This is a genomic window from Sediminibacillus terrae, from assembly GCF_009602435.1.
Lineage (GTDB): Bacteria > Bacillota > Bacilli > Bacillales > Amphibacillaceae > Sediminibacillus > Sediminibacillus terrae.
In genome coordinates this window covers 1-16765 of sequence record NZ_VZDQ01000025.1, presented here as the reverse complement: position 1 = coordinate 16765, position 16765 = coordinate 1, and the positions used below count along the sequence as shown (strand labels likewise).

At 43.8% G+C, this 16765-nt stretch carries 15 protein-coding genes, 2 tRNA genes and 2 rRNA genes; 4 read left to right on the top strand and 15 right to left on the bottom strand.

Annotated features, from left to right (window positions below):
• Positions 1-37: 37 nt before the first annotated feature.
• Both F6X55_RS13520 and F6X55_RS13515 read right to left on the bottom strand, forming a co-directional pair.
• Positions 38-2290, bottom strand: coding sequence for a TrlF family AAA-like ATPase (locus tag F6X55_RS13520; RefSeq protein WP_161993086.1), 2253 nt, complete (start codon positions 2288-2290; stop codon positions 38-40).
• A gap of 32 nt (positions 2291-2322) precedes the next feature.
• The gene (locus F6X55_RS13515) at positions 2323-2820 is read right to left on the bottom strand and encodes a CehA/McbA family metallohydrolase domain-containing protein (protein WP_153464084.1); all 498 of its coding nucleotides are present in this window, start codon (positions 2818-2820) and stop codon (positions 2323-2325) included.
• Between the two features lie 193 nt (positions 2821-3013).
• Here F6X55_RS13515 and F6X55_RS13510 point away from each other — a divergent pair, with 193 nt between their 5' ends.
• Positions 3014-3511 (top strand): hypothetical protein, encoded by a 498-nt coding sequence (locus tag F6X55_RS13510; protein ID WP_153464081.1) that lies wholly within the window; start codon positions 3014-3016, stop codon positions 3509-3511.
• A 174-nt stretch (positions 3512-3685) separates the two neighbouring features.
• Here the strand turns inward: F6X55_RS13510 and groL are convergent, their stop codons facing one another.
• Both groL and groES read right to left on the bottom strand, forming a co-directional pair.
• Complete coding sequence (groL, locus tag F6X55_RS13505; RefSeq protein WP_153464078.1) at positions 3686-5326, bottom strand: chaperonin GroEL; 1641 nt, start codon at positions 5324-5326, stop codon at positions 3686-3688.
• A gap of 58 nt (positions 5327-5384) precedes the next feature.
• Entirely contained in the window at positions 5385-5669 is a 285-nt protein-coding gene (groES, locus tag F6X55_RS13500; RefSeq protein ID WP_026569155.1) for a co-chaperone GroES, read from the bottom strand.
• Between the two features lie 299 nt (positions 5670-5968).
• On the opposite strand from groES, the gene F6X55_RS13495 reads away from it, so the two are divergent.
• Positions 5969-6679, top strand: a complete 711-nt coding sequence (locus F6X55_RS13495) for a CPBP family intramembrane glutamic endopeptidase (protein ID WP_026770878.1) — start codon at positions 5969-5971, stop codon at positions 6677-6679.
• 7 nt (positions 6680-6686) lie between these two features.
• Positions 6687-6890, top strand: a complete 204-nt coding sequence (locus tag F6X55_RS13490) for a YdiK family protein (protein ID WP_026569153.1) — start codon at positions 6687-6689, stop codon at positions 6888-6890.
• Between the two features lie 30 nt (positions 6891-6920).
• Here the strand turns inward: F6X55_RS13490 and F6X55_RS13485 are convergent, their stop codons facing one another.
• Both F6X55_RS13485 and F6X55_RS13480 read right to left on the bottom strand, forming a co-directional pair.
• Positions 6921-8306, bottom strand: a complete 1386-nt coding sequence (locus tag F6X55_RS13485; RefSeq protein ID WP_337189841.1) for an MDR family MFS transporter — start codon at positions 8304-8306, stop codon at positions 6921-6923.
• 94 nt (positions 8307-8400) lie between these two features.
• On the bottom strand, positions 8401-9051 hold the full coding sequence (locus tag F6X55_RS13480; RefSeq protein WP_153464072.1) for a redox-sensing transcriptional repressor Rex: 651 nt from the start codon (positions 9049-9051) through the stop codon (positions 8401-8403).
• Between the two features lie 741 nt (positions 9052-9792).
• Between F6X55_RS13480 and F6X55_RS13475 the strand changes: the two genes are divergently transcribed.
• Positions 9793-11721 carry an ABC-F family ATP-binding cassette domain-containing protein gene (locus F6X55_RS13475; protein ID WP_153464070.1) on the top strand — a complete coding sequence of 643 codons (1929 nt, stop codon included), beginning with the start codon at positions 9793-9795 and terminating at the stop codon, positions 11719-11721.
• Between the two features lie 446 nt (positions 11722-12167).
• Here the strand turns inward: F6X55_RS13475 and tsaD are convergent, their stop codons facing one another.
• The 9 genes from tsaD to F6X55_RS13430 form a co-directional block, all read right to left on the bottom strand.
• Entirely contained in the window at positions 12168-13211 is a 1044-nt protein-coding gene (gene tsaD / locus F6X55_RS13470; RefSeq protein WP_153464578.1) for a tRNA (adenosine(37)-N6)-threonylcarbamoyltransferase complex transferase subunit TsaD, read from the bottom strand.
• Complete coding sequence (gene rimI, locus F6X55_RS13465; protein WP_026569148.1) at positions 13205-13651, bottom strand: ribosomal protein S18-alanine N-acetyltransferase; 447 nt, start codon at positions 13649-13651, stop codon at positions 13205-13207. The genes tsaD and rimI overlap by 7 nt, the downstream gene beginning before the upstream one ends.
• Before the next feature lies 1 nt (position 13652).
• The gene (tsaB, locus tag F6X55_RS13460; protein WP_026770882.1) at positions 13653-14348 is read right to left on the bottom strand and encodes a tRNA (adenosine(37)-N6)-threonylcarbamoyltransferase complex dimerization subunit type 1 TsaB; all 696 of its coding nucleotides are present in this window, start codon (positions 14346-14348) and stop codon (positions 13653-13655) included.
• Positions 14345-14800 carry a tRNA (adenosine(37)-N6)-threonylcarbamoyltransferase complex ATPase subunit type 1 TsaE gene (tsaE, locus tag F6X55_RS13455; RefSeq protein WP_026569146.1) on the bottom strand — a complete coding sequence of 152 codons (456 nt, stop codon included), beginning with the start codon at positions 14798-14800 and terminating at the stop codon, positions 14345-14347. The genes tsaB and tsaE overlap by 4 nt, the downstream gene beginning before the upstream one ends.
• A 12-nt stretch (positions 14801-14812) precedes the next feature.
• The gene (thiL, locus tag F6X55_RS13450) at positions 14813-15796 is read right to left on the bottom strand and encodes a thiamine-phosphate kinase (protein WP_153464067.1); all 984 of its coding nucleotides are present in this window, start codon (positions 15794-15796) and stop codon (positions 14813-14815) included.
• 162 nt (positions 15797-15958) lie between these two features.
• Positions 15959-16035: transfer RNA gene (locus tag F6X55_RS13445), tRNA-Asp, on the bottom strand.
• A 257-nt stretch (positions 16036-16292) separates the two neighbouring features.
• Positions 16293-16369, bottom strand: a tRNA-Met gene (locus F6X55_RS13440).
• 47 nt (positions 16370-16416) lie between these two features.
• A 5S ribosomal RNA gene (rrf, locus tag F6X55_RS13435) occupies positions 16417-16532 on the bottom strand.
• 116 nt (positions 16533-16648) lie between these two features.
• A 23S ribosomal RNA gene (locus F6X55_RS13430) occupies positions 16649-16765 on the bottom strand; the annotation flags it as partial.

The window sequence follows — 16765 nt, the reverse complement described above, 5'->3', positions numbered from 1 at the left end:
ATAAACTAAAATGTAAATAGGTAGATCAACTACAATTCTAAGAGTAGTATTTTTCTTGCCTTTTACGAAACGCTTCCTCTGATCCTTCCATGATATCTAAGATAGACTCTCTTACATCCTCGTTATCTATACCACCTTGGTTTCTAACCATACCGTTCCCCATCTCTGTCCTCAATGCATAAACTAACTCTGCGTCTCCATTTACTGGTAAGTTTGCATTATGAGATGTCACAATTACTTGTCTATTATTTTTAATATTTCTAATCAGTGGAACAAGTTGGTTATAAATAAAATCTGAGTCCAATTCATCCTCTGGTTGATCAATGATAATCGGACTAGTTCCTTCGGTAAACAATAGTGTCAATATTGCAGTGTTTTTCTGACCATCAGACAAACCATTATCTAATAATGAACCAGCTCTGGAACCATCATCTCTAAATAAAGTAATGTCGATTTCGTCATTAATTCGTTGTATCATTAATTCATCCCAGATTTGAGCATTGCTCAACAACTCGACCAACTGGTCATAGTGTTCTTGTAGCTCAGATGGAACTTTATCTTTATTCTCAACCCATTGCAACAATAACTCCCATGGGGTAGAAAACGATTCCTCTTTCAAGAATTTAGCAAACAAAGCACCTCCTATTTCCTCCCAGTTCCTTCCCAATCTTGTGTTTCTTTTTACCTTAATATTGTTCCAATGTCTTAAGAAGCTTGTTTCGTCCCCCATATGGTTAATTTCAACTTTAATAAAAGGTTCGTTATTGGCTTCTATTCTCGGTATCGCACCACGTTCAATTAATGAGTGAATTTTTTCAATTCTTTCTTTCGTCTCCTGATTCCATACCTGATATAACGTTTCAAATAGTTCTTCAAGTTTTTCCACACTTTTTTGCAGCTCACTTATTTCTATTTCTAGCTCTTCTAGCTGTTTTTCCTTTTTATTTTTCTGTACATTAACATCTTTTAAAATTTCTAGTTCTTCAGGTTTTAAGCCCTCACGTTCACACGCCTTTAGAAATTCAGCTTCTGATTCTTCGAAACTATTATGGACCATTCCCCACCATTTATCATTCTCTATTGTTAGCATAGCTATTTTTTCTTTGTATTTTTGAAGAGCTCCCTTTACTTCTCTAGCAAGGTCCCCATTAGCTTGCTGTACACCAACATTTAATTCGTTAAAAAAGTCTTTATTACTCCAACTTTTGTCTTCTAAATTTACTAACTCGTAACCTTTTATGACAGAATTCACTTTTTCATCCCACTCTAATACTATCTCTTCTGTATCTGAAAGTATTGTTTCTAAATATTTTTTTGCTTCTTGATTTGCTAACCTCTTTTCATTTTCTTTCTTAACTGCAACAAATGAATCCCAACGGCGTTGTAATTCATTAATTTCTTGATTTAGACTTCTTCTCTCACTAATTTTTCTATAAAGTTTATTCTTTTCATGTTGATATGAGCGAATATCTTCTTTTATTGAGCTTTCTTGTTGCTTCAGAGCATCTATGCTAGCTCCTGTAATTTGATCGATTATACGTAAGAGGTTTTGAGTGTCATTTGCAATATTTGAAATTTCTCTTTGACTATATATTTGAACACCTAATTTTTTAAAGATTGTTTCTGGATCATCAATATCTTCTTCTCTACTTATAATCTTACTTTCACCATCTGACATATCATGTTTAAAGGTATCTGAACCACTTATGTCTCTCCATGTCAATTGTAATTTTGATTCTGGACCTAAAGTATTTCTTATTCTATCTAAATTTTCAATATTATCTCTTTCAATTTTATAGTTAGCGCACAGTCTTATGTACTCAAGTATGGAGGATTTACCGGCCCCTCTACCACCTATAATGCAATTAAAATTTGGCGAAAAATTAATAGTTTGGTTTTCGAGAAAAGCTACATTTTCAATTTGTAATGATTCAATTCTTCCATAACGTATATCCTCCGAAGGATTTGGGTCTTGTAAAAGAATTCTAGATTGGTGATCCTTTAAGGCTTGTCTTAAAGCTTCTATTGTATTCTCTGACATACGAATCCATGAGTGTCGTTTTCCAATATAGCCCTTTCCACTCTCAGTTAGGCTGTAACAATCTGAGGACATCACAGTAGCTATGGGGTTTTCCCTCCTCCAATCTGGATGACAATCGGATCCAGATAATAATAACCTTTGCCACCCTTTTGAAAGTGAACTTATAGGGCCTGGCACTTCAATGGCCAGTAATCGATTATCTGTTAGCATATACTTCTGAAAATGCTCTGATAAAAAACGGTCGTTCAACATACCACTCTCTGATAAAGGATGAGCAGCAATTACAATACCTTGATAAGTAGGATCTTCCTGAACTGCATTAACACTTGGTCAAATGTACATGGAGAAGGTAAGATTTTTCCATCATTTGTCCTCCCAGTATAATGGAGACCAAGTGCTGTCACTTTATCATCAATAAATCTTAACGGGGTGGATGGCCCATAAAGACAAAGTAAATGAACACCATTCCCTTGAGAGATTTCAATTTCAAATCCTGGGAAGATAACTAGAGGGTCCCTTCCAACTTCTTCTGCAATCATTCTATTACGAGAAATCAAACCTTCTAAAAACCGCATTCCTATAAAATTATGATCAGTTATACCTATCACATCTAATTCTACTTCGTGACATCGCTTTAAGTACATATCTACTGATTCATTCAGCTCTTCATCAGTACAATTTCCATTTATGAAACTTGGGTCTTTTCTCAGCCAATTTAAATGATCCCCAGGAGTCTGCATTTGCAAGTCACATTTATACCAGTTCATCCCCTTATACATAACAACTCTCCTTAATTATATGAAATTCACTATACGTATCCAGCAACTAACTTTTACCTTAAGTAAAATTATACTAATTAAACCTAATTACTACAATTAATCCATTATTATCTAATTAAAATGAATTTAGGTTCTATCTTCGTCGTATATATAATATATATTTAAGTGATTGCCTTTTAGAGGAGGATATAAATTGGAAAAAAAATTATTAATTGCTGTATTAGGTCATCGAAACTCAGGAAAGTCGGAAACATGGAAAAAATTATTTAATGACCAAAATATTAGAACTGCTCAAAAATCAGAAAGAAAGCTTTGCGTAGGACCTAGCGGTGAACGCACCGGGGTATTCTTAATAAATGGCTCTCCCCAAGAGCGTGGAAAATCAGTTGAAGAAATTATTCAAGTCAACTACAGCCCTAAAATTGTTCTATGTTCTATCCAATTTAAAAAAGATGCTTTGAACACCTTAAAATACTTTCAAGATAATGAATATTCCATCTATCTACATTGGCTTAATCCTGGATTTAAAGACCCTTACGAATATATTGATTCTGAAAACATAATACATGAAATTCTAAACATGAAAGCTTTAGTAGGTAAAAGGGATGGAAAATGCAACGCCGAAGGTAGAGTTAAAGAAATAAGAAATTATATTTATAGTTGGGCTAGAACAAATGGTTGCTTAGAATAAATCATTTGCGAATGAACACATAAATAAATAGAAGAATAAAGCCTCCCTAGAGTTTTATAACTCTAGGGAGGCTTATATGATTTAAACTTAATTTCATAGAAATCCAGTCAAAATCCAGTCAATATTCATTTATAGGGTATCAAATCCCTGTGTAGCAAAGGGTTTGAGGACAGCTTACATCATGCCGCCCATTCCGCCCATGCCACCCATGTCTGGCATACCGCCGCCTGCAGCGCCGCCGTCTTCTTCTGGGAGATCAGCAACGACTGCTTCGGTTGTCAGGAACATAGCTGCTACAGATGCTGCGTTTTGTAGGGCAGAGCGGGTAACTTTTGTTGGGTCGACGATACCGGACTCAACCATATCTACCCATTCGCCGCTTGCTGCGTTGTAGCCTACGCCGACTTTTTCGCCTTTCAAGCGTTCTACGATAATAGAACCTTCCAGGCCGGCATTGTGGGAGATTTGACGAACTGGCTCTTCAAGCGCACGAAGCACGATGTTGGAGCCTGTTTCTTCGTCGCCTGTCAGCGTCAATCCTTTCACAGCATTGTAGATGTTGACAAGTGCTGTACCACCACCGGCAACGATACCTTCTTCTACTGCAGCGCGAGTAGAGTTCAGGGCGTCTTCGATGCGAAGTTTACGCTCTTTCAATTCTGTTTCGGTAGCTGCACCGACTTTGATGACAGCAACACCGCCTGCAAGTTTAGCAAGACGCTCTTGCAGTTTTTCTGTATCGAATTCTGAAGTAGATTCTTCTACTTGTGCACGGATTTGTGCTACGCGTGCAGAGATTTTTTCTGGATCTCCGCTTCCTTCTACAACAGTAGTGTTGTCTTTGGTTACGACAACTTTAGAAGCGCGGCCCAGCTGTTCGATGCTAGTGTTTTTCAGATCCAGTCCAAGATCTTCAGTTACGACTTCTGCACCAGTCAAGGTAGCGATGTCTTCAAGCATTGCTTTACGACGGTCACCGAAGCCAGGAGCTTTAACGGCAACAGCATTGAATGTTCCGCGAAGTTTGTTTACTACCAATGTAGCAAGTGCTTCGCCTTCTACATCCTCAGCGATCATTAGAAGCGGCTTGCCTTGTTGTACGACTTGCTCCAGTACAGGAAGTACTTCCTGGATGTTGGAGATTTTCTTATCCGTGATCAGGATGTACGGATCTTCAAGGACAGCTTCCATTTTATCCTGGTCTGTAACCATATAAGGAGATGCATATCCACGGTCGAACTGCATACCTTCCACTACTTCAAGCTCGGTGTTGAAGCCTTTGGATTCTTCAATTGTGATAACACCGTCGTTACCAACGCGCTCCATCGCTTCTGCAATCAGCTTACCTACTTCGTCGTCGCCAGAAGAAATAGCCGCTACTTGCGCGATGGAGTCTTTGCCTTCGATCGGCTTGGAGATTTTTCTAAGCTCTTCGGTTGCAACTTCTACCGCTTGTTCGATACCGCGGCGGACTCCTACAGGATTAGCGCCGGAAGCAACGTTTTTCAATCCTTCACGGATCATTGCTTGAGCCAACACAGTAGCGGTGGTCGTACCGTCACCGGCAACATCGTTTGTTTTCGAAGCAACTTCGGATACCAATTGCGCACCCATGTTTTCGAAGTGGTCTTCCAACTCGATTTCTTTGGCAATGGTAACACCATCGTTCGTAATCAATGGGGAGCCGAATTTTTTGTCCAGTACTACGTTACGGCCTTTTGGTCCCAATGTAACTTTAACTGCGTTTGCCAATGTGTCTACACCGCGAAGCATCGCACGGCGAGCGTCTTCACTAAATTTGATTTCTTTAGCCATTTGTATGCCCTCCTTGAACTTTTAAAAATTATGTTATTGTAAATGGTCCTTCGCTTCCTTAGCTGATTACAGCTAAGATGTCGCTCTCACGAAGAATTAAGTATTCTTTGCCTTCGTATTTTACTTCTGTACCAGCAAACTTCGAGAAGATGATGAGGTTTCCTTCAGCTACCTCTGGGGCAACTTTTTCTCCATTATCTGTGACACGTCCTGAACCTACCGCAACGACTTTCCCTTCCTGCGGTTTTTCCTTTGCAGAATCAGGAAGCACGATACCGCTTGCTGTTTTCTCTTCTTGCTCTACAAGTTCAATAATGACACGATCACCTAGTGGCTTTAACATGTGTGAAACCCTCCCTAACCGTTATTTAATTGGTTTGTTTGTTAGCACTCGTGAGTGATGAGTGCTAACACAGTTATTATAATAATCAATTCAATTTGATTTTGCAAGCAATGCAATCATAAATTTTTTCGACAAATTATGAACGGCCTGCAAACAGCAAAAAAGGACTCCCGCCAGCATTCCACTACGGCTGCAGCAGGAGCTATTCAGTCCTTCTACTACATGACTATTCTAATTGTATGTTAAAATACGTACAATGATGTAGTAAAGTAAATCTGTTTTTGAAGGAGTAGTTTAAGGTGCCTAAACGATATTGGTATGTCATCATGACCTATATAATCATGCAGCTTTCCGGAGCTTTTCTCGTACCGTTCATCGATATGTGGAACATAGATCGGTTCACCTTCAGTGTCAGCTGGAGCATCATCAGCTTTGTTGCCGCCCTTGTGATCACCTTGCTGTTATTACGGCCGGACATGCGGCAGGGCAGTGACCGGAACGCTTCCGGAGCCGGCGGCATCATCGGCTGGAGTGTACTCGGAGTGGCGATGGCTTACATGGCGCAATATGCGGCTGTCATCATCGAAACATTGGTTCTCGGTATCAAACCGGGCTCTGAAAACACGATGCAGATCATGGAGATTGCCAGAGCAGCTCCGATTTTCATCATCATTCCTGCTCTGATTGCACCGATTTTAGAAGAAATCATTTTCCGGAAAATCATCTTCGGCAGTCTGTACAAGCGGACGAATTTTTTCATCGCCGCTCTAGCATCTTCGATTATTTTCGGTCTTGTCCACATGGATGTCACTCACATCATCACCTACACAGGCATGGGACTGGTGTTTGCCTTTCTTTATGTGCACACCAACCGGATCATCGTTCCGATTATCACCCATATGGCCATGAACACCATCACGGTCATCGCCCAGTTTAGTGTGGACCCGGAAGAACTTGATCAAATGCTTGAACAATGGGAAAAAATGCAAATGATCTTAATTGGAGGCTAATCAGTTTATGAGAACATCCCCGTTGTTTATGGCTTTCTTGTATTTTGCAATGGGAGCTGTATTCACCTATATTGCAGCCCAATCGGTGGAAGAAACGATTTGGAACTTCATCACGATCCTGCTGGCTATTTTCGCCACCCTCGATTTTGTCGTTTCCTTCCGATTGATCGGCTTGCATTTTAAAATTCGAAAATCGAAAAAGAACAAATAGCTCCGGCCATACAAAAACAGCTGACACCCGTCAGCTGTTTTTTGTATCATTGTTCGGTTTTCCATTCAGGATAAAAGAAACGGGAACGACAACAAGCATCAGTATCGAAGAAAAAATAAAAGCTTCGTTGATTGCCTGCAAGGCCGCCTCTTCTCCGGCCAATCCACTGACAGCGGAAATTTGCGCTCTTCTTACCTCATAGTAAATCGAGAAAAACACAATCCCGAAGGCAGAAAAAATTTGCCGCAATACGTTGTTCATCGCCGATCCTTGAGCGACCAGCTTTTCGGGTATGGCATTCATCCCGGCAGTGGTCGCCGGCATATTGGACATGCCAAGACCCGCACCACGGACCGTGTTGATCAGCAATATCAGCCAAAATGGTGTCGATAACTGAAGGTTCCCCAGGGCAAAGGTGGTAGCCGCCAACAGCAGCAGCCCTGGCGGAACCACATAGCGTGGCCCTTTTTTATCCAGCAGTTTCCCGCCGAGGGTCATGAACAAACCGCTGCATAAAGCCGCCGGCAGAAACAACAAGCCGGTCTGGATTTCGCTCAAGCCGTACACATTCTGGATCAATAGCGGCAATAAAAAAATACCCGAAAACAGTCCGATCGATGCGGTGGCCGTCACTACGATGGAAACAGCATAGGTCGGGACTTTGAAAACACTCAGTTCCAGAAGCGGCTGCTCTTGTCTTTGTTCGTAAATAATGAACAGGATAATGGCTGCCACGCCTCCACCGATCATGAGCAAACTGAACGGCTGTGTCAACAGTTCCCATGTCGAGCCCCTGCCGAGGGCAAACAAAATCGCCCCGACACCAGCTGTCACCAGCAGGAAACCGGTCAAGTCGAATTTCAGATTCGGGTCCGGCTTGGTCGGAATCAAGTATTTACTGGAGATGATCAACCCGATAAGTCCAAATGGAATATTGAATAAGAATAGAAAATTCCACGGCAAAAATTCGATGATCACGCCGCCGATGGTCGGCCCGATTGCCGGGGCCACCATCGCTGCAACTCCATAGATACCAACGGCAAGCCCGCGTTCCTCTCGGGGAAAGGCCTGGAAAATCAAGGCCATGGCAATGGGCATCATCAGCCCGCCTGCCATGCCCTGTACCGCCCGCGAGGCAATCATCATTCCCAAGGTATGGGACAATGCACCGGACAGCGAGCCGACCAGAAAAATCGATAAACCAATCAGGTAAATCTTTTTCTTCCCGAACCGATCGCCCAAGTAGCCGGTCAGCGGCATCGTCATCCCCATCGATACCATGAAAATTGTCAAAATCCAGCCCACCGACACTGCGTTGGAGTCGAACAGCTCAATGAAGTGCGGCAAGGTCGGATTCAACATGCTGTTGTTTAAAATCACGGTGAAAGTGCCAAATAAAACAGAAACGACAACCAGCCATTTAGAATCTATTTTCTTGATACGTCCACCCCCCTATGAGTTTACGGTAAATCGTAAACCTATACCCTCTTCAGCGAGAGGGTATGCAGGGTTAGTCTCCCGCTTCTTCTTCCAGAGGGTAATGCTTGAGAAAGTAAACCAGCGACTGAAGCTCGACGGATAAATCGATGTGATGCACCCGAATATGATCGGGAACGGTGATCCGTGCGGGTGTGAAATTAAGGATGCCGGAGACACCGGCATCGACCAGTCGCTCGGTAATTCCCTGTGCTTCTGTGGAAGGTACCGTCAGTATGGCGACAGCCGTATTTATTAAATGATCTTCCAAATCATCTACATGATACACAGGGACACCGCCAATATCGGATCCTACTTTGTTCGGGTCGGCATCGAAGGCCATTTCGATTTTCGTATTGTTGTTTTTCATAAAATTATAATGAAGAAAAGCTGTTCCAAGATTCCCGACTCCGATGAGTGCGACCTTGGTCACTTCGTCCTGATCAAGGGTTTTCCGGAAAAAACTGAGCAGGTATTCGACATTGTAGCCATACCCTTTTTTTCCCAATGCACCGAAATAAGAAAAATCCCGGCGGATGGTGGCAGAATCTACTTTGACCGCGTCGCTCAATTCCTTGGATGAAACGCGCAGCTTTCCCTGATGATGCAGGTTATTGATAAATCGGTAATATAGTGGCAGGCGCTTTGCCGTTGCTTGTGGTATTTTATTTTGCTCGTTGTTCATACATATCCTCCTTACAGTTGCCCTTCTGTCCTGTGTCCGCTCAATCGTGCGGTGGTCCAGGTTTATCGATGCCTTTTTCGGATAATCGATGACCAGCTATCAAGCTCCTGTACATAATATCATTTCGTAACCGTTATCTTTTTTGATTAGGCAGTTTTCTAAAGTCTGCTTAAACAGAGTGCCGACTAGACCTATCGGCAGCATATTTCGCTTATCACCGAGTGCCTTTGCGAAGTGTCTTGATTAAACTTTTTTGGTTCTTTTGCAACTATGGGTCTATAAGCTAATCAGTTGCTTCTTTTAACAAAGTAAGCAGATTCCCAGCGAAGGAAATACACGGAGACTCCTGCGGGAGGAAAGGCCTAGGGGAGACCCCACAGAGCGTAGCTCGAGGAGGCTCACCAGCCGCCCGCGGAAAGCGTAGTGTATTTCCGCAGCGTTAAACACCAACCAAGAGATGGTGGATGATTCCGTTGATTCTGCCAACAAGATGGCTGGCATGATGGTGAATATTGCGGAAAAGGTTTTCCTTTATACAAGTACTTTTCTTATTTTGTTTAACTTCTTTAGTTTATCAAAAATTCAGCAATAAGTCGTGATTTTATTCACATTCTTTTCCATACTTATCACTATATCGAAATCGGGGGAACGCATGAAGCAAAATAATCACCGGAAGCATTGCTGTGACGCTTGCCACCGCAAAGAGGATTAAGATACACTTAAAGCATTGAGGTGAACAAAATGATTTTGATGCAAGTCAATGACATCACAAAAAGATATGGCGCCGAGCTTATCTTATCCAATATAAAATTAGAAGTGCAGACCAATGACCGGATTGCTGTCGTCGGAAGGAACGGAGCAGGAAAATCGACGCTGTTGAAAATCATCGCGGGAATCCTGCCCTTTGACGAGGGGGAAATCCACAAGCCGAAAGAGACGACACTTGGCTATCTCGCCCAAAACACCGGTCTCGAATCAAATCAGACGATTTGGCAGGAAATGCTGGGCGTATTTCAGCATTTTGTCGATACGGAACAAGAACTGCGGGAAATGGAATTACAGATGGGTGACCCGGATGTGCTGGAGAATCAGGACGCCTATCAAAAATTGCTGGCCGCTTATGACGCCAAACAACAAGCCTTCAAAATGGAGGGCGGTTATCAGTATGAAGCAGACATCAAGGCCGTCTTGAATGGCCTTCATTTCTATGAACAGGATTGGGATACATCGATAGCAGAATTGAGCGGCGGCCAGAAGACCCGCTTGGCACTGGGCAAGCTGCTCCTATCCAAGCCGGACATCCTGGTTTTGGACGAGCCCACCAACCATCTTGATATCGAAACCCTTTCCTGGCTGGAAGGCTATTTGAACAATTACAGCGGTGCCGTCGTGATTGTTTCCCATGATCGCTATTTCTTGGATAAAACGGTCGAAACTGTCTATGAAATATCCCGGAACCATTCTACAAAGTACCATGGGAATTACAGCAAGTACCTGGAACAGAAAGCAGCCAATTACGAACGGGATGTAAAACAATTTGAAAAACAGCAGGCTGAGATTAAAAGAATGGAAGAGTTTGTCCAGAAAAATATCGTCCGTGCTTCTACGACAAAGCGGGCACAAAGCCGCCGTAAACAGCTGGATAAAATGGAGCGCCTGGATAAGCCGCAGGGAGATGAATCCTCGGCAAAATTCACATTCGATATCAACCGCCGCAGCGGTAATGACGTATTGAAAGTGCAGGACCTTGCCTTTCGGTACGAGGATAGCGATAAACCTATTTTTTCCAACCTAAGCTTCGATGTTTCCCGAGGTGATAGCATCGCCTTGGTCGGACCGAATGGCGTCGGCAAAACCACGTTGTTGAAAACGATTGTCGGCGACTTGAAGCAAGCCAAGGGGAACATCCAGCTCGGAACCAATGTACAAATCGGCTACTACGATCAGGAACAAACCCGGCTGCATTCCAACAAAACGGTATTAAACGAGCTTTGGGACGAGTATCCGATGACCAATGAAAAAGACATCCGTACTGTTCTCGGGAACTTTCTGTTTTCCGGAGACGACGTGCTGAAAAATGTAACGAGCTTGAGCGGTGGCGAAAAAGCCAGACTGGCGCTTGCCAAGCTGATGATGGAAAAAGCCAACCTGCTGATCCTCGACGAACCGACCAACCATCTTGATTTGGACAGCAAAGAAGTACTGGAATCAGCATTGATCGACTTCCCCGGCACGATAGTGTTCGTTTCCCACGACCGTTACTTTATCAATAGACTGGCGACACAGGTTATCGAAATGCAGCCTGCCGGCAGTACGATTTATTTAGGAGATTATGATTATTACCTCGATAAAAAACAAGAGGAATATGAATTACAACAGCTGAACGAACAAGACCGTACTCCAGAGCAGTCGGCAGCTGCGGCTAAGACGACTTTTGAACAGGAAAAAGAATTAAAAAAAGAAAAACGGAAGAAAGAACGCCGCATCCAGGAAATCGAACAGGAAATCGAATCAGTGGAAAAACGAGTGGAAGAAATCGATGCGTTGTTATGCGACCCAGATATCTATCAGGATCACGAAAAGGCGTTGAAGCTGACGGAAGAAAAAGAACAGCAGGATTTGCAATTGGAAAACCTGATGGAAGAATGGGAAGAGCTTCATGAAGAGTGACGAAGTGGCCGGGACAAAACCCTGGCCATAAAAGTAAAAAACGAACCGGTTTGGTGCATACATCAAATCCGTTCGTTTTTTTCTTTTTTGTGTCCCTTAAATAGACTTCTTTTATCCTGTGGTTTGTTGCGTGTTCCTAACCTTTCCATCGCTATAACGATTGGCAGGTTCATTCCAATCAAAATAGTGAGTTATGCACAAACTTACACACATGCCAAAACCGGTCTAATAAGTTTTCCACCATTTTATCCCCATTATCCACAAATAAGCATCCATTTATCCACAAAAGCTGTCAACATATCCACGCTTACTCTCCCAAAGCTCGGTTGATTTTCTCCACATATTGAAAGCTATCCTGTTGATAAGTGGTTTTTTTGCAGCAAAAAAATCTGTCCTGCTGAGTTTTGCCCACACCCAGGGGACAGATTTTTTCTTTGCCTTTAAATTTATCGCTTTAATCCTCTTTTGCCGTATCGTTCCAAATCCAGCGATGGATTGGCATTCAAGTCCCAGCCTGCACGATGTCCTTGCTGATAAGCGATTGTGCCTGCAGCAGCGATCATCGCCGCATTATCTGTACACAAGTCCAGAGGAGGTATCAATAGTTCCTGTTTAGCATCGTCGAACTTATTATCCAGCGCTGTCCGCAATCCTTTGTTGGCAGCTACTCCGCCTGCCACTATGACTTGCTTCACATCGTACTGCTGTGCCGCCCGATACGTTTTTTCCGCCAATACCTCGACAACGCTCGCCTGGAAACTCGCTGCTACATCTTCATCTTTTAACGTTTCCTTGCGCTGTGCCGCATTGTGCAGAGTATTGATGACCGAAGATTTCAGCCCGCTGAAACTGAAATCATACGAGCCTTCTTCCAGCCATGCCCTTGGGAAAGCAATATTTGCTTCTCCTGTTGCAGCTAGTCGATCCATTTGCGGACCACCGGGATAAGGCAGATTCAATGTCCTGGCAACCTTATCATAGGCTTCACCCGCTGCATCATCACGCGTTTCGCCGATCACTTCAAATGAACCATGCTCATGCATGACAATCAATTCAGTATGGCCTCCGGAAACGACGAGCGCCAATAGCGGGAACTGAAATTCCTTGATAAGGCGGTTGGCATAAATATGGCCGGCAATATGGTGGACGCCGATCAACGGTTTATGCTTGGCGAAAGCAAGCGCCTTGGCCGTGTTGACACCTACCAGCAGTGCGCCGACCAATCCAGGTCCTTCCGTCACGGTGATGGCATCCATTTCCTCCGCAGTCATATCAGCTTGTTGAAACGTTTCCTCCAATACCATGGTGATTTGCTCGACATGATGCCTGGACGCCACTTCCGGCACCACCCCGCCAAACCGTTTGTGGCTCTCGATTTGGGAAGCAACCACATTCGAGACAATTTCCGTTCCATTTTTGACGATGGCTGCGGCTGTCTCATCACAGCTGGTTTCTATTCCTAATATATATACATCGTTCTTTGTCATAATTTCACCCACATTACTAATGCATCTTCATAATTGTCTGTGTAATAGTTTTTCCTGATTCCGCCCGGAACGAGCCCGAATTTTTTGTACATGTTCTGAGCAGGCAGATTGGATACCCTCACTTCCAGGGAAAGCTGCTTTGCCCCTAAGGCTACTGCCTGATTGATAACAAAGTGGAATAATGCCTGGCCGTATTTTTTCCCTCTATGCTCCGGAAGAATCGCGATATTGGTGATTTGTGCTTCATCGATGATCACCCATAAGCCGCAGTAACCAATGACCGTGCCGTCTTTTTCGACGACGAAATAAACAGCATATGGATTTTCTTTCAATTCATTCACAAAAATGTCCTTGGTCCACGGGGTTCCGAAGCTGACAGCTTCCACCTGCATGACTTGGTCGATATCCTCTACCCTCATTTGCCTGATGATTGTATCTGACATATTAGTTCTTCCCCTGTTGTTCCAGCCATTTGGCCTCGGCTTCTACAAGCCTTAGGTATTCTGGCGTCAAAGCATGGACCGGCCCCGATTCTTCCAGCGCCCCGGCTTCAGCCAGATATCCAGCCCGCGGATAGTGGCTGACGAGCTCCGGAATGATGGCCAAATCCTTCATATAATCGGTGATAACCTGTCGGTGCAATTCGATGTCCGGACTTAAAAACACGACATGTTCCCCGCGTTGCGCCAATTTTTCCAACCACTCGGCAAATGGAATGTTCACTTCATTTTCTTCTAATGAAAGGGCGCCGTCTTTGTTTTTGTAGAGTCCGGTGTAAACGAGCCCTCTACGCGCATCGAAAAACGGACAGATCGACGCGTCCGTCAGCTGTGCCTGCAATGCGAGTGCTTTTAAACTCGACACTCCTGTCACCGGAATATTCAGTGCCCATCCCATTGTTTTGGCAGTGGTCAAACCAATCCTCACACCGGTATAGGAGCCAGGTCCTTTAGCCACGACTATCCGGTCGAGCTGCTCCGGTGTCATCTCTGTTTCCTTCATCAGTTGGTCTATCGCCGGCATGAGGCGGACGGAGTGATTTTTCTTAGCATTGGTTGTATATTCTCCGGCCAGCGAACCATCCTTAAGAATAGCAATCCCCAATACTTGATTGGAGGTATCTATCGCAAGTATATTCATCGAGCTAGCTCCTTACAAATGGATTCAAAATGATGTCCTCTCGGGTAAAATGTAATCTCCCGTTCCTGTTGTTCATTCAATCGAATGTCAATATCCAGGCGGTGGTCCGGCAAAAAATCGGCAATATAGTGAGCCCATTCGATCACCGTGACCCCTCCGCCATGAAAGTATTCATCAAAACCGATGTCTTCATCGCTGTCTTCCAATCGATACACGTCCATGTGGTATAACGGGAGTTCACCTGTGTATTCTTTGACGATGGTAAAAGTAGGACTGTTTATCGTTCTACGCACTCCCAGACCTGCACCCAGCCCTTTAGTGAAGGTTGTTTTTCCTGCTCCCAGATCCCCTTCAAGTGTCAAGACATCATTGGGCTTCAGTAAAAGTGCAAGTCTCTCTCCTACTTTTCTTGTTTCTGCTTCTGTCTGTGTCGTTATCGTTAACTCTTCCATCTCTATTCTCACCTATTTCAAATGTGTATAGCCTGCTTTGTCCAGGATTGTATGACGATTTCCTTCGTGCAATACAACATTGCCTGCCCCAGAAGACGGGGTGGTTACTACGCCTATTTTCGCAACAGGAATCATAGCCTTATTTGCTGCCGATAAAACGATGGGCCAGTCTCGTTCTGGAATCGTCCCGAGCAATTCAAAATCTTCGCCGCCAAAAAGCTTCCACTTCCGCTGCTGTTCCCTTTTGAACCTTTTAAAGCTCTGATGAACAGGAATTTGCTCGTCGTATAAATGAAGGGAAACATTGGAAGCTTCCGCAATTTCTGCAGCTTCATTGGCTATCCCGTCACTGATATCATTCAAAGCGACTCTTTCGGCGGCATGCAACGCTTTGGCAAATGAAACCCTTGGAGACGGCATCCGGTGTCTGTGAATAAAATAGTTTCTTGCCTCTTCAGGCAGACCTCGACCACTGTCCGCATTTGTCAGCAGATCCAGTCCAGCAGACGCATCACCCAAAGTACCCGTGGCAAAAACGATATCCTTCTCTCTTGCATGACTCCTATACCGTACTTTATTCTGTTCAACATACCCGATGATGGTGACAGAGATGGATAACTCCTTACCTGAGACAGTATCCCCGCCAATTAAATCGATATGATACAGGGAAGCAAGATCATCCATTCCTTTATAGATGGATGCCAAGTCTTCTTCGCTCCATCCTTCCGGGATAACGATTGATATCATATAAAAGGCAGGCGTACCTCCCATTGCGGCAATATCGCTTATATTTGCCGCCAACACTCTATAACCAACATGATAAGGGGCCATTGTTTTCCTGGTGAAATGGACGCCCTCTACAAAGGTATCCACTGCTGTTACAATATCCTGATATGGTTGTCGAAACACTGCTGTATCATCGCCGATCCCCTTTATTAGTCCGGATTGACGATGTACTTTCGGGGCAATGGATCGAATAAAAGAGAACTCATCCATTCGCAATTCCTCACTCAGTTTATAATGTTATTTCCATCATAGCAAAACAGGTAAGAAAAAGAAAAGGAGGCGTCACGCTTAGAGATTCTCCTTTAGTGTCGTACGGACATAAATAAAGCCCTAGGAATTTTTCCTAAGGCTTGTCATTGTTTGATATGTAAGTGGCGGTCCGGACGGGACTCGAACCCGCGACCTCCTGCGTGACAGGCAGGCATTCTAACCAACTGAACTACCGGACCAATATGTATGAAGTAAAATTCAACGTTGTAAGAAAATTAATTGGTTGCACTCTTTCAAGTACTACTATTATTTTCTTGCGAAGAAGTAAACTCAACGTTGTAAGAAAATTAATTGGTTGCACTCTTTCAAGTACTTGGATTTTTCACTTGCCAAGGAGTAACTCGACGTAGTAAGTGAAATATTTTGGTTGCACTCTTTCAAGTACTACTATCATTTTCTTGCGAAGAAGTAAACTCAACGTTGTAAGAAAATTAATTGGTTGCGGGGGCAGGATTTGAACCTGCGACCTTCGGGTTATGAGCCCGACGAGCTACCAGACTGCTCCACCCCGCGACATTGTAAATAACATAATAAACGTTATTTATAAGAAAAGTATTTATGCCTGGCGGCGTCCTACTCTCGCAGGGGCAAAGCCCCAACTACCATGGGCGCTGGAGAGCTTAACTGCTGTGTTCGGCATGGGAACAGGTGTGGCCTCTCCGCTATTGCCACCAGACATCGGTATTCTTTTAAGAAAAGTGTACCTTCAAAACTAGATAAGAAGGAAGACATCAACGAATTTCACACGTTTGAATCTCGCTCTGCGGACAAAGTCCGCGACGCTTTTTGTTTTAAGTTAAGTCCTCGATCGATTAGTATCCGTCAGCTGCACGTGTCACCACGCTTCCACCTCGGACCTATCAACCTCATCGTCTCTGAGGGATCTTACTCATTTAAAATGATGGGAAG